25 protein-coding genes are annotated in these 17854 nt (G+C 35.3%); 8 read left to right on the top strand and 17 right to left on the bottom strand.

Annotated features, from left to right (window positions below; all coding sequences use genetic code 11):
- Positions 1-137: 137 nt before the first annotated feature.
- A complete protein-coding gene (locus ORNRH_RS02170) occupies positions 138-1421 on the top strand; it encodes a citrate synthase (protein WP_014790273.1) in 1284 nt (427 codons plus the stop codon).
- Positions 1422-1497: 76 nt separating this feature from the next.
- On the opposite strand, the gene ORNRH_RS02165 is transcribed toward ORNRH_RS02170, so the two are convergent.
- Both ORNRH_RS02165 and ORNRH_RS02160 read right to left on the bottom strand, forming a co-directional pair.
- Complete coding sequence (locus ORNRH_RS02165) at positions 1498-1983, bottom strand: hypothetical protein (RefSeq protein WP_014790272.1); 486 nt, start codon at positions 1981-1983, stop codon at positions 1498-1500.
- Between the two features lie 4 nt (positions 1984-1987).
- Positions 1988-2770 (bottom strand): (Fe-S)-binding protein, encoded by a 783-nt coding sequence (locus ORNRH_RS02160; RefSeq protein WP_014790271.1) that lies wholly within the window; start codon positions 2768-2770, stop codon positions 1988-1990.
- A gap of 171 nt (positions 2771-2941) precedes the next feature.
- Here ORNRH_RS02160 and ORNRH_RS02155 point away from each other — a divergent pair, with 171 nt between their 5' ends.
- Positions 2942-4174: a hypothetical protein gene (locus ORNRH_RS02155; RefSeq protein ID WP_014790270.1), complete on the top strand. Its 1233-nt coding sequence runs from the start codon at positions 2942-2944 to the stop codon at positions 4172-4174.
- Here the strand turns inward: ORNRH_RS02155 and ORNRH_RS02150 are convergent.
- From ORNRH_RS02150 to ORNRH_RS02095, 15 genes are all read right to left on the bottom strand, one after another.
- Positions 4164-5138 carry an IS30 family transposase gene (locus tag ORNRH_RS02150; RefSeq protein ID WP_014790269.1) on the bottom strand — a complete coding sequence of 325 codons (975 nt, stop codon included), beginning with the start codon at positions 5136-5138 and terminating at the stop codon, positions 4164-4166. The genes ORNRH_RS02155 and ORNRH_RS02150 overlap by 11 nt on opposite strands.
- Positions 5138-5461 carry a hypothetical protein gene (locus ORNRH_RS02145; RefSeq protein WP_014790268.1) on the bottom strand — a complete coding sequence of 108 codons (324 nt, stop codon included), beginning with the start codon at positions 5459-5461 and terminating at the stop codon, positions 5138-5140. The genes ORNRH_RS02150 and ORNRH_RS02145 overlap by 1 nt, the downstream gene beginning before the upstream one ends.
- A gap of 133 nt (positions 5462-5594) precedes the next feature.
- Positions 5595-5804 (bottom strand): hypothetical protein, encoded by a 210-nt coding sequence (locus ORNRH_RS11815; RefSeq protein WP_014790266.1) that lies wholly within the window; start codon positions 5802-5804, stop codon positions 5595-5597.
- Positions 5804-6289: a hypothetical protein gene (locus ORNRH_RS02140; RefSeq protein WP_014790265.1), complete on the bottom strand. Its 486-nt coding sequence runs from the start codon at positions 6287-6289 to the stop codon at positions 5804-5806. The genes ORNRH_RS11815 and ORNRH_RS02140 overlap by 1 nt, the downstream gene beginning before the upstream one ends.
- Positions 6282-6455: a hypothetical protein gene (locus ORNRH_RS12265; protein WP_014790229.1), complete on the bottom strand. Its 174-nt coding sequence runs from the start codon at positions 6453-6455 to the stop codon at positions 6282-6284. Before ORNRH_RS12265 ends, ORNRH_RS02140 begins: the two co-directional genes overlap by 8 nt.
- A 17-nt stretch (positions 6456-6472) precedes the next feature.
- Positions 6473-7210 carry a hypothetical protein gene (locus tag ORNRH_RS12390; protein ID WP_014790264.1) on the bottom strand — a complete coding sequence of 246 codons (738 nt, stop codon included), beginning with the start codon at positions 7208-7210 and terminating at the stop codon, positions 6473-6475.
- A gap of 3 nt (positions 7211-7213) precedes the next feature.
- Positions 7214-8116, bottom strand: a complete 903-nt coding sequence (locus ORNRH_RS11500; protein WP_014790227.1) for a hypothetical protein — start codon at positions 8114-8116, stop codon at positions 7214-7216.
- Complete coding sequence (locus tag ORNRH_RS02125; RefSeq protein ID WP_014790263.1) at positions 8106-8459, bottom strand: hypothetical protein; 354 nt, start codon at positions 8457-8459, stop codon at positions 8106-8108. The genes ORNRH_RS11500 and ORNRH_RS02125 overlap by 11 nt, the downstream gene beginning before the upstream one ends.
- Before the next feature lie 234 nt (positions 8460-8693).
- On the bottom strand, positions 8694-8897 hold the full coding sequence (locus ORNRH_RS02120) for a hypothetical protein (RefSeq protein WP_014790225.1): 204 nt from the start codon (positions 8895-8897) through the stop codon (positions 8694-8696).
- A gap of 3 nt (positions 8898-8900) precedes the next feature.
- Entirely contained in the window at positions 8901-9320 is a 420-nt protein-coding gene (locus ORNRH_RS02115) for a hypothetical protein (RefSeq protein WP_014790224.1), read from the bottom strand.
- A 23-nt stretch (positions 9321-9343) separates the two neighbouring features.
- Positions 9344-9508: a hypothetical protein gene (locus ORNRH_RS12260; protein ID WP_014790223.1), complete on the bottom strand. Its 165-nt coding sequence runs from the start codon at positions 9506-9508 to the stop codon at positions 9344-9346.
- Positions 9509-9528: 20 nt separating this feature from the next.
- Positions 9529-10296 (bottom strand): hypothetical protein, encoded by a 768-nt coding sequence (locus ORNRH_RS02110; protein WP_014790262.1) that lies wholly within the window; start codon positions 10294-10296, stop codon positions 9529-9531.
- 37 nt (positions 10297-10333) lie between these two features.
- Entirely contained in the window at positions 10334-10954 is a 621-nt protein-coding gene (locus ORNRH_RS02105; protein ID WP_014790261.1) for a hypothetical protein, read from the bottom strand.
- Between the two features lie 241 nt (positions 10955-11195).
- A complete protein-coding gene (locus ORNRH_RS12040) occupies positions 11196-12359 on the bottom strand; it encodes a rolling circle replication-associated protein (RefSeq protein WP_014790259.1) in 1164 nt (387 codons plus the stop codon).
- A 58-nt stretch (positions 12360-12417) separates the two neighbouring features.
- Entirely contained in the window at positions 12418-12663 is a 246-nt protein-coding gene (locus ORNRH_RS02095) for a hypothetical protein (protein WP_014790218.1), read from the bottom strand.
- Positions 12664-12797: 134 nt separating this feature from the next.
- On the opposite strand from ORNRH_RS02095, the gene atpB reads away from it, so the two are divergent.
- From atpB to atpG, 6 genes are all read left to right on the top strand, one after another.
- Positions 12798-13919, top strand: coding sequence for a F0F1 ATP synthase subunit A (atpB, locus tag ORNRH_RS02090; RefSeq protein WP_014790258.1), 1122 nt, complete (start codon positions 12798-12800; stop codon positions 13917-13919).
- 36 nt (positions 13920-13955) lie between these two features.
- On the top strand, positions 13956-14153 hold the full coding sequence (gene atpE / locus ORNRH_RS02085) for an ATP synthase F0 subunit C (RefSeq protein ID WP_014790257.1): 198 nt from the start codon (positions 13956-13958) through the stop codon (positions 14151-14153).
- A 105-nt stretch (positions 14154-14258) separates the two neighbouring features.
- Entirely contained in the window at positions 14259-14759 is a 501-nt protein-coding gene (locus ORNRH_RS02080; RefSeq protein ID WP_014790255.1) for a F0F1 ATP synthase subunit B, read from the top strand.
- Between the two features lie 2 nt (positions 14760-14761).
- Positions 14762-15322 (top strand): ATP synthase F1 subunit delta, encoded by a 561-nt coding sequence (atpH, locus tag ORNRH_RS02075; protein WP_014790254.1) that lies wholly within the window; start codon positions 14762-14764, stop codon positions 15320-15322.
- Between the two features lie 13 nt (positions 15323-15335).
- Positions 15336-16916 carry a F0F1 ATP synthase subunit alpha gene (gene atpA, locus ORNRH_RS02070; RefSeq protein ID WP_014790253.1) on the top strand — a complete coding sequence of 527 codons (1581 nt, stop codon included), beginning with the start codon at positions 15336-15338 and terminating at the stop codon, positions 16914-16916.
- 62 nt (positions 16917-16978) lie between these two features.
- Positions 16979-17845 carry an ATP synthase F1 subunit gamma gene (gene atpG / locus ORNRH_RS02065; protein ID WP_014790252.1) on the top strand — a complete coding sequence of 289 codons (867 nt, stop codon included), beginning with the start codon at positions 16979-16981 and terminating at the stop codon, positions 17843-17845.
- Positions 17846-17854 lie beyond the last annotated feature (9 nt).

The raw sequence follows: 17854 nt of genomic DNA, 5'->3' as shown, positions 1-17854 counted from the left end.
AGAATATTTATTCTAGCGTTTTTTTTATTTCCAAATTTCAAAACATGACATTTCTTATTTATTTTAGATTTAAATAGGAATATAAAATTTTCTTATTTAAGAATAAAATCATATATTTATGGCAAATCACTAGAAACATGTCAGAAACAGTAAAAATTATTTATCAAGGGAAGGAATATGAATACCCTATTATAGAGGGCACTATGGGAGATAAAGGCATAGATATTTCTTCTTTAAGAAACGACTCGGGTTTAATTACACTAGACCCAGGATATAAAAATACCGGAGCTACCATTAGCAAAATTACTTATCTAGATGGTGAAGAAGGTAAACTATTGTACAGAGGATATCCTATCGAGCAATTAGCCGAAAAATCTACTTTTGTAGAGGTGATGTATTTGTTACTTTACGGAGAGTTGCCAAATAGAGAAGAGCTTACTCGTTTTAAAACTTCATTAAATCAATACAACTTTGTAAACGATCGTGTAAGAAAAATTCTTGAAGGTTTCCCAAGTACAGCACACCCAATGGGAGTTTTGTCATCTCTAACGGGCTCGCTTACGGCGTTCAATCCGAGAGTTGTAGATGTTACTCACTCTGCAGATATGTTCCACGCAGCAACAAGATTGTTGGCAAAAATGCCGATTTTGGCTTCTTGGACTTATCGTTTAACTAAAGGTCTAGAGCTTAACGAACCAGATTTAGACCTAGGTTATGTGGCAAACTTCTATAAGATGATGTTTAAGAAAAAAGGAGAAGCCTTTGAATTAAACGATGTCATCATCGATGCATTAGATAAGTTATTAATTATCCATGCAGATCATGAGCAGAACTGTTCTACTTCAACCGTAAGATTGGTAGGTTCTTCTCACGCAGGATTATTCTCATCGGTTTCAGCGGGAATTAGTGCACTTTGGGGGCCTCGCCATGGTGGTGCAAACCAAGCAGTAATCGAAATGCTTGAAACCATTAAAGCCGATGGAGGTGGATTGCACAAATGGGTAGACAAAGCTAAAGATAAAGATGATGAGTTTAGATTAATGGGATTCGGACATAGAGTGTACAAAAACATGGATCCGCGTGCCAAAATCATCAAAAAAGCAGCAGATGATGTATTGGAGCAATTAGGAATTCACGATGAAATTTTGAATATTGCTAAAGGTTTGGAGGAAGTTGCGTTAAACGACGAATACTTTATCGAAAGAAAATTATATCCAAATGTGGATTTCTATTCAGGAATTATTTACCAAGCACTTGGAATTCCAAAAGAAATGTTCACTGCAATGTTTGCGGTAGGTCGTTTGCCAGGTTGGATTTCTCAATGGAAAGAAATGAGAGAAACGCACCAACCAATTGGTAGACCAAGACAAGTTTACACAGGAGCTACTACAAGAGATTATGTTAGTTTAGACGAAAGATAATTTTTGAATTAATTTGAATTTAGACAAAAAAGCCGCATCACGATGCGGCTTTTTCTATTTCTAAGAGTTTTTTGTTTTATAAAAATTTCTTTGCCCAGCTTTGCGCTAGAGGTAATTCCCATTTCTGTCGGAAATCTTGCAAATTTGCAACACTATTGTCAAAAACAATTGTTTCGCTCGAAATTTCCTTATTTTTCACCGCTTGGCTAAAAGCCTTCAAAGTTAAAGTTTCAATTTTGTCATCAGCTTTAAAAGGAATCAGCATTCGGTTGGTAAGTTTTAGATTTAAGTCTTGTTCTAGGGACTTGAAAACTCTAGTGAGCGAATCAATGGAGCAGCCACTGGCCACTGTGAACGATTCATCAGCCACCAAAACAATAAACTGGTGGTAAAGAATTTTAAACTCAGCTTTCATTTCTTTGCCATGAGCATTCCACTCGGGTAAGAAATTATTTAGCTTTTCATCAATAAATTTTTCTTCTTCTGGAGAAAAACTTCGCTCTCCCATAAAAATCCATAAACGAGCTTCGGGAGGAAATGTTGTAAAATATTCAGAAATCATATTTTTAAAGTTTTTTAGCATCAGCAATTAATTCAGCAAAATCAACTACGCGAATGTCGTCTTTTCCTTGGCTTGAAATCCCATCTTTCAGCATAGTTTGGCAAAAAGGACATCCTGTTGCAATGATTTTTGCCCCAGTTTCTATGGCTTCTTTGGCTCGCACCACATTAATTTCGGCATCGCCTTTTTCACTTTCTTTGAAAAGCTGAGCACCACCAGCACCACAACAAAAGGATTTACTTTTGCATCGTTTCATTTCCACCAAATCCGCTTTTAGGTTTTCAATCAAAGTGCGCGGAGCTTTGTATATCCCATTAGCTCTACCCAAGTAGCACGGGTCATGATAGGTGATTTTTTCATTGGACAAGGCAGAATCTTCAATTTTTAATTTTCCGCAATCAATCAAAGATTGTAAAAACTCGGCGTGGTGAATTACTTCATAATTTCCGCCTAAACTCGGGTATTCATTTTTTAAAGTATTGAAACAATGCGGACAAGTGGTTACGATTTTCTTGATTCCATAGCCATTGAGCGTCTCAATGTTCACGGCTGCCGCCATTTGAAAAGCAAATTCATTACCAGCGCGTTTGGCGGGATCTCCCGTGCAACTTTCTTCGCTACCCAAAACAGCAAAGTCAATTCCCACTTCGTTTAAAATCTTCACAAATGCACGAGTGATTTTTTTAGCCCTATCATCGAAACTCCCTGCGCAGCCTACCCAAAAAAGAATCTCGGGAGTACGCCCTTCCGCTTGCATTTGTGCCATGGTTTTTACTTGCATACACATATAATTGAATGTACAAAGGTACTTATTTATATTTATACGCAATATTTCGTGCTAAATTTTGTTTTCAATTTTAAATGTAAATGAAGAAAATAAAAAAGAGATTCTTGTCTTAAAATAAAAATCTATGGGCAAAAGTTTATACCTTTGTCTCAGAATTTTATTTAAAGAAAAATGCTAAAAAAATGGAATTTTATTAGTCTTGCATTCTTTTTTATCATCGCATTATTGGGTACTTATTTGCGATCATTTATGCATTTGCCACTTGTGCTTGAGTACAAAAACTTGGTTCACGCACATTCGCATGTCGCTTTTCAGGGGTGGTTGTATTTAGCCTCGTTTGTGCTTTTAACGCATTTGTATTTAACACCTCAAGAGTATAAAAAAGGAAAATACGGATTGCAATTTAAATTGACGCTTTTAGTGGTTGTCGGAATTTTGATAAGTTTTGCGTTGCAGGGCTATGCACTCTATTCCATTATATTTTCAACCCTATTCCAGCTATTGAATTATTGGTTTATTTATCGTTTTATAAAAGATTCTCGGAAAGAGGGGAAAACAATAAGCATGTCGCTTACCTTCATGTATACAGGATTATTTTTTAATTTAGTATCATCAATATTTCCATTTTTCATAGGATTTGTCGCTGCCAAAAAAAGCGTTTCGCACGAAATTTACAATGCACTCGTTTATGGTTTTTTGCATTTTCAGTACAACGCTTGGTTCATGTTTATAGCCATTGGGCTATTGTTGAAGAGTTTAGAAGATAAAAAAATACAAATTCATAGGAATTTGTGGAAAAAGTTTTATCTCATACTGTTGCTCTCCGTAATTCCTGCAACAGCATTATCTATGGGAGGAATGAGTTTTTTCTCTTCAATAAAGATTATTGCATATGCTGCTTCGGCATTACAAATCTTGGCAGCAATCTATTTAATCACGATTTTGCTTAAAGTTTTGCCCCGATTTATTCATCAAACAAATAGATTCGTGAATTATTTTTGGGGGACATTTCTTATCTGTTTATTGCTTAAAATATCAATCCAGAGCATATCTGTTTTGCCTTGGCTTAAATCTTTAGCCTTTGTAGAGAAAAATTTAATTTTAACCTATTTGCATTTATGTTTCATTGGTGTTTTGAGCACATCGTTTTTAGCATCTTTGATTGAGCAGAAGTTTTTAAGCATAAATTTATGGCTTAAAATAGGAGCTGGAATAGGTTTTCTAGGTTTCTTCATCACGGAATTAATCATGTTTTTAGGTGGATTTCATATTTTTTATTCCCAAAATATTATGATATTCGGAAGTGTTTTAATGAGTTTGTGTATCCTTATTTTCTTGATGAATGCTATAAAAACAAATTGTTTAAAAGCTAAAAATGAAGCTTTTGCTAGATTCAAGCACTAAATGCAACATTTTCCACAAATGTATAAAAAACATCACGAGGCTTGCAAAACTTTAACACTTTAAACGGTCTATCGTTTATCTCTTTTTGTACCGCTTTCAGCTTGTTAGCGGTACTTTTTGTAATTGCCGAACCTTTTTTTACATACTGTCTAATAAGTTTGTTCATGTGCTCAATTTGCCCCTTTTGCCAACTAGAGTATGGATTTGTAAAATAAATCTGTGCTTGCAGTTTATTGGACACTATATCATGATTTGAAAACTCTAAACCATTATCCACGGTTATTGATTTGACCACTTTTTTATAAGGAAGTAACACATCAATAATAGCACGAGCGACCACATCAGCTGTTTTATTTGGTATATACTTTACAAACAAAAACCTTGATACTCTTTCCGTAAGTGTCAGCAAATAACCCTTATGATTTTTGCCCTCTACTAAATCACCCTCCCAGTGTCCGAACTCCTTACGCTCATTCACAACCTGCGGGCGTTCTTCTATACTAGTGCGGTTCTTTATCTTTCCAACAATTTTAGAAACCTGTGCCTTTCTCTTTTTCAAAGCGTGCCTGCAATATTTATATAATTTACCACCTTTCAATTTATCAGCCCTTATATATTGGTAAATTCTTTCCACTGAAACCATAGCAAACCCCATTTTTTTGCAATACCCCACAATCTGCAGGGGCGAATATCTTTTATACAAAAATTGTCTTACTCTTTTCTCAATGTCTTTTGTAAAGCGTCTATAACGCAAAAAACGCTCTTTCTTTTCAGAATAGAGCGTCTGTGCAGTCTTTGCTTTATACTTTCCTTTCTTCGTTCGGTTCCTCCTCACTTCACGGCTTATCGTAGATTTATCCCTTTTCAGTTCACGGGCTATTTTAGAGATAGACCAACCAGCCGTTAAATACGCCTCTATTTTAGCCCTTTCACACAAATCTAAATGTTTAAATCTCCGTGCCATCACTCACCATTTATTAATCTACTTATCTTCAAACCATATCCATAAACCTCACCCTTCGTACAAAAATCATCATAAAGTGGATTAATAAAAAAATCAAAATAAGCAATCAAATGCCCTTTATTCTTAAAAAGTTTCTCATCTAAAGAATTAGATAAATTCAAAATATCATCACAATTACTTATATATTCTTTTAACTCTTTTTCAATGTACTTAATCTGTTTTTCAGTGTAGTACTTTCTTATTTCTTTTTTTGCCTCCTTGCTTTGTGCATATCCAGCGGTTACGGCTAAACATAATCCAAATGATAGTAATATTTTTTTCATGATTTTAAGTGATTTTTAAATATGTTAATACCATTATCAAAACAAATGCCAAATAGTGCAAAGCAAAAAGATAAAAAAAAAAGAAACCACACCAACAAAGGTGCAGTCTCTCTCATTATTCAAAACAAACAAATTAATTTAAAAATCTTGGTATATAGTTTCCATTGTAGAAGCGTCTTAAATACTCCCCAGTCCTACGGTCATACACATTAAAATATTTCCAATCTCTAAACTTGGAACTATCAAGCCACTTGCTGAACCTGTATAAATCGTGCACATATTGCATTTTGAACACTCCAAAGGCTCCGAAAACTATACACGAATAATCATTTTTATGGCTCATTACTCAACACCTTTAATCTCCTCTTCTGCGTCATACAACAGGAAAGGTCCAGTACCTGCATAATGATACTCTTGTCCTGGCTCTAATTCGCAAACTGCATGACTATACGCGTCCGATACATCAAGATAGACCCCAACAAATTTACTAGTACTATTTCTAAAGTGATATCCGTTTTTATTCTTCGTTACAACAAAACCATCATAAAAAGTTCCAACATTATAACTTAACAAAATCGCTGAATTTGAATCATATCCATCTATAAAATTTGGTAAATCTTTCACAGGTTCTCCGTCCAATGGTATCAACCTTTTATAAATAACATAATCAGACTTGTCAATCAAATAACGCTTAAATGCATTAGCGGTATAAAAATATGGACCTACTTGATAATAACAATTATCCGATAAATCAATTGTAGAAACCTCTCGACACAAAAGCTCACTCCTAAACTTTCTATTATCAATAACTATCACACAATCACTCATCTTTTTTATCTTTTAAATCTTTAATTTTCTTTTTTGCAAAGCTATACGCAAAATCAAGCACAATAGCCAATAAACTTGCTAGAAGCGGTTTTAGCTCATCAAACGAAACCGCCCCCGTAAATCCTAATATACTATAAATCTTTGTCCTATCTACAAAATTTGTCATATCTCTTTATTTTTTGTTTAACTCAATTGTTCAAAACCCCCATTACTATCAAGCTGAATATTTGAAACCTGCGCCTTTACATATCCCAACAAATCTATATAATGCCCATGCTCAACAAGATATTCTTTTTCCCCATCATTATAACTCTGAATTACACGTGTAGTTTCACCATATAAATTTAATACCCTGCAATGCCCAGTTGATGGCATTCTAAATAGAGCAAGTCCACCCATGCCAGTTATTTTAACTTTCTCGGGCTCCTCACAATCATAATGAAATTTTACAGGGACTTCACTTATTTGGTTGCAATTATTTTTCTTTTCAAGCAACTTCTTTCTAATTTCTTCTTGTTCTTTACGCTTTCTTTCTTCCTGCTCCCTTCTCTTTTCTTCCTCACATTCAGAACAAAAATCATTTGCCTGCTCCTCCTGCAGTTTTTTAACCACATCACTTTTTACTGGTATTTTTCCCTTCTGTTTTTCTGATTGCATCATATCATCAACTTTTTGACTAAATGCTTTTTCATTTCTCACTGCAGAACCGCCTTTTGCAAAAACCTTATCAAACTTTGGTTTTTCTACTTTGGGCAAACTCACAGGTTCCTTGAATTTATTTGTATCCAGTGGCAACAAGGAATTATCTCCTGTGCTTACTTTCTCCTTTATACTCGTCTTTTTGGTCAATCTAAATAATAGATAGATTATTAAAAAGATGAATAACCAAAACTTAATTTTTCTTTTTTCTCGCTGTGTCATAACCTATTTTTTTAAATAAGAATTAAAAACATTTTCAAACTTTTGAGCATAAGAGGCTATATCTTTTGCTCTATCTGTAGAATTAACAACCCTTCTTGCATTGTAATAATCTGTTTTATTTTCATTACAATAAAGCTTTAAAGAAACACCCGTTAAATTATTAGGTTTATCAGCCATCATCATTTTTATGGTCATTAAAGCATTTAAACGCTTATCATTTACTATTAAATCTGGATTTGACAAAACATCTACACCAGAAAACTCTTTAAACTTAGTATATAAATGCCTACCAGTCCACTGGCAATATCCACGACCAAAAAAACGAGCTCCATCACCTTTATATTTATTACTTAAATTCTTTCTTCTACTAGCTGGATTATAACACCAAGATTGTACGCCATACTTCCACTCCATGTACACAGCCTTTTCAGCACTAACACCAAATGTATCTGCAATCTTCAAAAACTCGTTAAACTCCCTTAATTTATCCCCTTTAAGCGTTTTCTTCAAAACAGAAATTTTATCATTATAACGCTCACGCAATAAACTAAATTGACCCATTTCATGATATGCTGTAGCCATTATATAAGATGCTTGATTTATCAACAAATCACCACTTTTAATTTGATTTATTAATATATCAAACAAAGTATAACCCCAATCAGCATATGAATTATATCCTTTGGCAAATCTCAATCCATTAGGTACTAAAAGCATAGATAAAACACTTTTAGTCTCACTCTCTGTATTTGGAATATCAACGCCCACTAGTTCCAATTCTCCAAACTCAACTTTAGACTTTGGTTTTGATATTTTATAAGCCCACCAACTTCCAGCTAGCAGGGCAATTGCTTTTAAATATGTCATTTTTTTATCTCTTCTTTTATTTCTTCTCTTATTGCCCATATAACGATTTATTAAATTTATCCAAAACCTTTTGCCACTCTGGGTGAAGCTTTGGTTTTGGTGCGGGTATCTTAGGTTGATTATTTAACTTTGGACTTGGTGCGGAGCTCTTAGGTTGATTGTTTAACTTTGGTTTTGTCTTAATTGGAACAATACTTTTCCCCAACTCTATCCCATATTCCAATGGAGTTTTAAACGTTCTTACACCATGTGTAACATAATAAGGGTCAAAGGATCCAACCGAAAAAAACATTTTAAACATTTCAGACCAAAATCTAAAATTTGTCTTCACAAACTGTTCTGTAGTTTTTTCCTTTAAAACCAAAGGCTTTGCATCCTCCATTTTTGTTTAACAACAGTTACAACTCTATTAAATCTACGAACTAACAAAAATATTATAAAAGCTATCAGCGATAACGCCAATAGCTTACTATTCTTCATCAAATCACTTAAAAACTTCATCCTTTAAAACTATCTTTAATGTGGTCCTTCAACACATCTGATAACATAATCATTCCAATGTAAACCACTGCAATTAAAACACTTGTAATTAATTTACTTGTCATCTCTCAATATTTTACCACATATGTTCCTTATCCGTAGGAACACCCGCAAGTTCTTCTTCATTCAAGTACTCTGGCTCGTTACCCTCCACATCATCAAAGAGTGTATCTATCTCTTTTTTTGCCTCGTGCGCATGATGCAAACATATTTTTGCACATTGTACATACTTCAATAACAACGGCAATGATTTAAATAATCCTTTCAATTGTTTAAACATAACTTATCTAGTTTTAATTTGTCCGAAATATCCACCATTAGGTGCTTTAGTTGAAATTACCATTCCCAGCTTTTGCAAATACACTTTTCCAGTATTCACATTGAAACTTGCTATTTCTAAAACCTTTGCGCCAGTCTTTTTATAGAAAGCCTCAAACATCATAGTTATAAATCTATTTCCAGTGTTTGGAGACTCTGAACGCACACTCTTAGAGTTTTCAAATGCTTTAACAGTTATCATACCTCTTTGCTTTGAATAATTCCAAGCCGTAACATAAAACCTTCCATTCTTGGATTGTCCAGCTTTAGCCCCAGAATGTTTTTTAGGTTGTCTCTGATTATTATAACCTCGGTCATAACCTCGGTTAAAATTAGGGTTGGGATTTCCACCCCAACCATTACTATATCCATTATTATACGCCATTTCTATACTTTTTTAGTTAATAATTACCAGCCTCTTCTTTTTCCTTTGATTTTAATCCAGCCCATGTACACGGATAAAATCACTGCTCCCAATCCTAAAACCAAAAAGGTCGCAATACTTGTCCCTGCACCATTACCACTTAATGGCTTTAGTAAAAAACTATCAACTTTTGTTATTAATTCTTTCATCTTTATTTTGTTTTTAAATGTTATTTTTTCTTTGTTAATAAATAAATCAATGCCCCTCCTAGTAATAAATACAAAATGTTATTGTCATTTCGCCCAACATGTCCAGTAGCTTTTCCATATACCTCCCCGTCTGTTACCGCAGGATACGCACCTTCTGTAGGCATTCCTGTTTTAAGTGTTTGATCCTTACTAGGTCTGTAATCCGATGAACCTGCTTGGCTATCTGCTTGTCTTTCAGCATCTGTTTTTTCTCTAAAGAATGGCACGCGCAAAACTTCCTTACTCACGGCATCCCCTCTTGAAGTGTCACGGAATGGGAAATTTAAGTTTACATCAGTTCCTTTTGGATATTCCTTATCACCAACATAAGTAAATCTTGTCTGATACTCTTTCAGCATTCTACCATATGCCTCTGTTATCATTGCAGCTAGTGCCTCGGTACCTTTACGCGTACAATCTTTTCCCCATGGAAAACCACTTGCACAAACTTTTAAATAAAGTAACGCCTTATTAAAATTGTCAGCACTGGCTACCTTAGTAAACCCAGATTGTTCAATAATCCATTCAACGATTGTGGTTCCTTCTTTCATCGCTCTACTAGGCGACCAGCTCGAGCCCCAACAATGCAAATCAAAGCCGTTTGCCAAAACGCTATCTAACCCCCCAGTTATCTTACTTAATACACCGCCTACTATCTTTCCTCCAAATTGACCAAGAGAGGAGCCGGAGGCGTTACCGCCCCCCACACTTCCAATTAAACTACTTACCGCTGTTACTGCTCCAATCATTTCAATATTATTTTGCGTCTAACAAATAGAATGTAAATTATTCTCCTACATTTTTATACACTGCTAAGGTGTATAAGCCTGTTAAATCCAATGCAGGTAATTTCGATAACTCATCAATCCTTGCATTTTTTGCATAATCAAGTTGTAGTTGCGAAATCCTTGTTTTGCCCTGTGCATTGATAACTTGCAATTCATTTGGTGTCTTTTCAGCTACCAAATAATCAAATGCTAATACATCAACATCCTTTACAGATATATTTTGGTCAAGCTTCACTTGTTGCACATAAATAGGCTCTGCACTTCCAATAGCCTCAAATGTTTCTGCAGTTACATTCTGTGCTTGTCCACCCGATACATGGAACTCAATGTAAGTTTTGTCACCTAATGGCAAACTTCCAGATTTAGAAAAAGGAATTACCGCTACTTTGTCGCTACCAATTGTTGTTTGCAATTTAACAAAATGAACGCCCAACAATTCTGTAAATAGCTTAACGCTCATCTTTGGCACCAAAACCTTTTTAGTAAAGGTTTCATCTACTAGGTAAGACTCAATTTGCACCTGTCCGAAATCGGTACTTGAATTACCTTTTAAAATCAAACCCGCTGCACTTTCCTTAACTTCCAGCACCTCGGTTGCTTTTGCTAATGTTACTCTCATTTTTATATCTTATTTTAAATTTCTGAAACAAAGATATTAAGCATGCAAAAGCACTTTTTAAAATCTAGCGATTTTTACCACTTTTAAGCGATTTATACCAATTTTTGACACTAATCATCAAAATATTTTTTTACGAGTCTTTAGCGTTAGATATTTCTTTTTATAGTGGCTTAAAATATCTTTTTTTATCATGCGTGCAGTGGAATAGCTTACGCCTAAATAATTAGCTAGCTCCTTAGCACTAATTATTTGCAAGTTCTGTGTATTGTTTTTCATAAATTAATTGGATTAACTGGTCTAAATTTATACTCAAATCGGTATCTAATAACTGTCTTATGGCTTTATTATAAATTTTTAAATGCTCGTTCAATTTTTTATATCCCTTGCGGATCATCTGATATACTTTACCTTTATACAACTCTACAAATTGAATAGCAGTAGGCACATACTCCAATTTTCCCCGCAAGTGGTTTAACTCCTCTAAATAACTGCTAACTTCAAAATTTAAATAATTGAGTTTTTTTACCTTATTTGATGCGCCCCACACCGCACCAATTACTGGGCGTTTATTTTCTTCTTGCTTTAATAGATATTTCACCACATACGCAACTATATTTCGTTTACTCTTTGGCGTTTCAATTTTAGTACTTGGGGGATTGCTCCAACCCATTTTTTTATTACGCTGGTAAGCTAGTATGCAGTCTTTTTCTGATTTATAATTTTTTGAATACTTAGCCATATATTCTTTAGCCGTTAAGCGGTTCATCTTTTCAGAATATCTATCAACATAACCATATTTATTTATATACTGGTTCCATATGCGCTGAATATCCTCACGAGGGATTTGCGTATCAATCAAAACATGAAAATGAATATTTCCATTCTTCTGCGTCTCCGCTTTCCAGAGATAATTTTTTAAACCATAGACCTTTTTTAAATGGTCAAGATACTTAGCAAGTATTTTACGCAACACTCTATCATGGTGCTTTTGGGCACTGGGCAAGGTCAAGGTTACAAAAGATAAATATTTGTCCTTGTTTGATTTCGTTGCGTCAGCAAATAAAATAGCATACTTCTTTATATTCCTTACTTGAGTATCCGAGAGCGTTCCTAAATCCTTTAAAACATGCCCTTTCTCATTATACACTTCTTGTTGTTTCTCCTTATACAACTCAACACACTTTTCAGCATATTTAACAATTGAACCAAACTCTGAAATATCATCTAGTGCGTTTAACTCATCTAATTCTGTTTTTTCCTTGTTTAGATTTTGGCGTAAAGTAGGAGCATAGCCTACTTCGTAATTTCGTAAGTCCATCACATAACTATAATGCAATAGGCTAGTAGGTCTAAGCTGAACCTTTTCACACAAATAATAATTATTAACCTCTTGATATTGTCGCATTTACAGGGATTTTTGCCGTTAGATTTTACCGATACTTGAGACGAGCCCACTCAAAAGCCTATCGGCTTTCTATAAAAAAATCGGTTTCTTCTTTTTTCACAGCCACACGATGATATAAAATATCCTTAGGTTTAAAAGTTATCCACGAACGACCAGAAAATAATACCTCAATATTATTTTCTTGTTTCAACACCTGTACTACAATACCATATTCATATATGTACTGCTTAGGTTCTAAATGATTTACGGGAATGGGTACAAACTTCTGTACTACCAAAAAAGGTCTGATTTCTTCTCTTTGCATACGCTTTTAGTTTTAAATTATTTAAGCGTTGCATTTGTGTTTTGAATGTAGAAATAGAAAAAAAGATTAAAATTTTTTTTAAAATTGAAAACTAATTATATATTTTTGCCTAACTAAAATAATTTATAAGAATAATGTTACGAAACACCAATAAGTTTTTGTTCGCAATTTTAGCATTCTTTTTGTCGCTAAATGTATTTGGGCAAGATTTGGTAGGAATGGCTGAGCATGAAGGTAAAATCTACCACGACGAGAAACAGGAAAAATCGCTAGCAGAGCAAATAGATGAAGATATTCAGCATCACATCATGGATTCTCACTATTTCGACATCATGCACGATTCAGAAACCGATACTTATTACGGTTTCCCCCTTCCAGTAATTTTGTGGGACAATGGCTTAAAAGTATTCATGTCATCGGAATTTGATCATGGGAAGAAAGTCGTAGAAAAAGATGGAAATTTCTACAAACTTTATCACAGTAAAATCTATAAAACAGATGCAGCAGGTACTTTGACTTACGATGATGAGCATCATCCAACCAATGAAAAACCACTGGATTTTTCAATCACAAAGACAGTATTTTCTATATTCATTGCATTTGTTCTTTTATTCTTCATCTTTAGAGCATCGGCAAAATCATATGCCAATAGAGCTATTCCAAAAGGAATAGGTAGATACATGGAGCCACTCATTATGTATGTGCGTGATGAGATTGCAATTCCAAACATTGGAGAGAAACACTATAAAAAGTACATGAGCTTTTTGCTCACAATTTTCTTCTTTATTTGGATTTTAAACATCATAGGCATGATGCCATTTGGTGTCAATGTAACAGGGAATATCGCTGTAACATTTGCTTTGGCAATTATGACTTTTGTAATTACCAACATCTCAGGAAACAAAACCTATTGGAAACACATTTTTGATCCATTAGGAGATTCAATGCCTTGGTTTGGTAAAATCTTCATTTATCCTATTTTAGTTCCGATTGAGCTTTTAGGAATCTTCGTAAAACCATTCTCGCTAATGATTCGTTTGTATGCAAACATGACAGCAGGGCACATCGTATTGATGAGTTTGATTGGTTTAATCTTTATCTTTAGAAACTTTGGCGGTGGAGCAATGTCGCTTACATTAGCTATTTTAATATCATTTATTGAATTCTTTGTTGCAGCATTACAAGCCTATATCTTTACAGCACTTTCGGCATTGTACTTTGGTATGGCGGTAGAAGAGCACGCAGAAGAACATTAATTAAAAAAGAAATCATTAATTTTAAATTTTTATATTATGACTCAAATTCCAGTAATGGTAGGTGCAGGTTTAGTACTAATCGGAGCAGGTTTAGGTATCGGTAAAATCGGTGGATCTGCTATGGAGGCTATTGCACGTCAACCAGAAGCATCAGGTAAAATTCAAGTAGCAATGATTATTGCTGCTGCCTTGATCGAAGGTTTAGCATTCGCTGCTTTATTCGCAGTAAAATAATGCACAAACACCACTCTACGGCGGTTGGCAGTACAGTGGTGTTTTTAAATTTAAAAAATGAAAACTCCCTTTGGGAAATATTATATAAACAAAGAGATTTAAACAATGGATAAATTAATCAATGATTTTTCGGTAGGTGTGTTTTTTTGGATAACACTGCTTTTTTTAATTTTGATTTTCGTGCTTAAAAAATTTGCATGGAAACCAATTTTAACTGCGATTGAAGAAAGAGAAAACGGAATCGAGGAGGCGTTGCTACAAGCAGAAAAGGCAAGAGAGGAGATGAAAGCTCTTAAAGCTGAAAACGAGCAAATCATGCAACAAGCTCGCGAGGAGCGTGATGCTATGCTTAAAGAAGCTAAGGCAATGAAAGAAAGAGAAGTAGAAGCAGCAAGAGAGATTGCTGAAATTGAGGCAGACAAAATCATCGAGGCTGCAAGACGCACTATCGAGAGCGAGAAAAATCTTGCAATTGCAGAGGTTAAAAACCAAGTGGCAAGCCTATCATTGGAGGTGGCAGAAAAAGTGTTGAGAGATAATTTAAAATCAGAAGATCAACAAAAAAACTTGGTAGATAAGCTTATCAACGAAATTAAATTGAGCTAATCATGGCAAATTACAGAGTTGCTAAAAGATACGCAAAAGCTTTTTTTGAAGTTTTACCATCAGAGAAGCAAGAAAAGGCTGTGCAAGAAATGAGAGATATTCTAAAAGCTTTTAAAGCTAGCCGAGATCTTAAAAATTTCTTGAGTAGCCCGATCATTTCAGACGAAAAGAAACTAAACATCGCAAAAAGTGTTTTTAAGGACTTTACGCCTGAAACTCAAAACTTGGTAGAGCTTTTAATCCAAAATGGTAGAGCGGGAAATTTAAAAGAAGTTGCCAAGGCAATTATTGAACGCTATCGCACCATCAATGGAATTAAAAAAGCGCTTATTTCCAGTGCGCATCCATTATCACAAGAACAATTGAATGCCATTGTAGAAAAAGCACAAACCTCATTAGGCGTAAGTGCCGACAAGATTGAAGTGGTTCAAAAAATAGATGAATCGCTCATAGGTGGGTTTATCTTGAGAATAGATGATACCCAGTTTGATGCCTCAATTAAAACAAGGCTCAACGAAATTAAACAAGCATTCGACACAAAGAAAATTACATCAAAGATTTAATATATAAAGCATCATGGCAGAAATAAATCCAGCTGAAGTTTCAGCGATATTAAAACAACAACTCGCCAACGCAAGTTCAGATTTCGATTTGGCAGAAGTGGGTACCGTCCTTGAAATCGGTGATGGTATCGCCCGTATCTACGGACTTGAAAATGCTCAATATGGAGAGCTCGTACAGTTTGAAAACGGCGAAGAAGGATTGGTTCAGAACTTAGAGGAAGACAATGTTGGGGTGGTACTTTTAGGTTCATCTCAAGGTGTAAAAGAAGGAGATACCGCTAAGCGTACAAAAAGAATCGCTTCTATTAAAGTGGGTGATAGCATGCTTGGTCGTGTGGTAGATACTTTAGGAAACCCAATCGATGGTAAAGAGCCTTTGTCTGGTGAATTATATGACTTGCCATTGGAAAGAAAAGCGCCAGGAGTATTGTTCCGTGAGCCAGTTTCTGAGCCATTGCAAACAGGTATCGTGGCAATCGATTCAATGGTGCCAATCGGAAGAGGGCAGCGTGAGTTGATCATCGGGGATAGACAAACAGGTAAATCTACCGTAGCGATTGATACAATCCTTAACCAAAAAGAATTTTATGATAAAGGTGAGCCAGTTTACTGTATTTATGTAGCGGTAGGGCAAAAAGCATCTACTGTGGCTCAGACTTATAATGTATTAGAAAAACACGGCGCGATGGATTACACCATCATCGTTGCTGCAAACGCTTCAGACCCTGCGCCGATGCAGGTATGGGCACCGTTTGCAGGGGCTGCAATTGGTGAATTCTTTAGAGATACAGGTCGTTCAGCGTTGATTATCTATGACGATTTATCTAAACAAGCGGTTGCTTATCGTGAGGTGTCTCTATTATTAAGAAGACCGCCAGGGCGTGAGGCATATCCAGGGGATGTGTTCTACCTTCACTCAAGATTGTTGGAGCGTGCAGCAAAAATCATCAACAACGATGAGGTGGCTAAAAATATGAACGATTTGCCAGACGCTTTAAAAGATAAAGTGAAAGGAGGAGGATCGTTAACTGCCTTGCCTATCATCGAAACACAAGCAGGAGACGTGTCAGCATATATCCCTACCAATGTGATTTCAATTACAGATGGTCAGATCTTCCTAGAGTCAGATTTATTTAACTCAGGGGTGAAACCAGCGATCAATGTTGGGGTATCGGTGTCTCGTGTAGGTGGATCGGCTCAGATTAAATCAATGAAAAAAGTATCTGGTACTTTAAAACTAGACCAAGCGCAGTTTAGAGAGCTAGAAGCTTTTGCTAAATTCGGTTCGGATCTAGACCCTGCAACCATGGCAGTAATTGGTAAAGGTGAAAGAAACGTGGAAATCTTGAAACAAAGCGTAAACTCACCAATGCCAGTTGAGGATCAAGTAGCTATCGTTTATGCTGGGGTAAATAACTTGTTGAGAGATGTTCCAGTTGAGAAAGTGAAAGAATTTCAAGAAGATTATTTGTCTTATTTGAATGCTAAACATAGAGACACACTTGATCAATTAAAGGCAGGAAAATACAGCGAAGAGCAAACTAAAGTGTTGGACGAGGCTGCAAAAGAAATTTCTGCAAAGTACAAGAAATAAAATTTAAAAAAGAACACTGCAAATCTTTCGAGGTTGCAGTGCTAAAAAATAAGCTATAAAAAATGGCGAATTTAAAAGAAATTAGAAGTAGAATTTCCTCTATAGGCTCTACGATGCAAATCACAAGTGCCATGAAAATGGTATCTGCCGCTAAGCTTAAAAAAGCGCAAAGTGCTATTGAGCAAATGCGCCCTTATGCAGAAAAGTTGCGAGAGCTTATGGCAAATGTGAGTTTGGATGCCGAGGGAGTAAATAGCGCCTATACACAAAACCGTGAGGTGAAAAATGTACTTTTGGTTGCTATTACCTCAAACCGTGGACTGGCAGGAGCATTCAATGCGAATATTGTAAAAGAAACTTTGAGAAGCAAAGAAGAAGATTTTGCAGGTAAAAATGTTTCAATTCTTACCATTGGTAAAAAAGGATACGATTTGCTCAAAAGAGAAAATGAAATCAATAAAAACGAATCAGATTTGTGGGACGATTTCACTTTTGAAAATTCTTCTAAAATTGCTGAAGTTTTAATGCGTGCGTTCAAAGACAATAAGTTTGATGAAATACGCTTGATTTATAACCAATTCAAAAACGCAGCAACACAAGTTGTTCAAAACGAGAAATTCTTACCCATCGTAGTGGAGCAACAAGAAGAAGATTTCCAAGGAATCAATGTGGATTACATTTTTGAACCAAATAAAAAAGAGATTTTAATCGATTTGTTGCCAAAAACGCTTAAAATTCAATTGTTCAAAGCCTTGTCAGACTCCTATGCCTCTGAGCACGGAGCGCGTATGACGGCGATGCACAAAGCAACAGATAACGCAACCGACTTGCAGAAAGAGCTCACGCTACAATACAACAAAGCAAGACAAGCTGCAATTACCAACGAGATTACAGAAATCGTGGGTGGTGCAGATGCACTTGAGGGGTAATTAAAAGAA

Source organism: Ornithobacterium rhinotracheale DSM 15997, assembly GCF_000265465.1.
Classification (GTDB): Bacteria; Bacteroidota; Bacteroidia; order Flavobacteriales; family Weeksellaceae; genus Ornithobacterium; species Ornithobacterium rhinotracheale.
The sequence above is the reverse complement of the archived record's forward strand: the minus strand, read 5'-3'. Positions and strand labels throughout refer to the sequence as shown.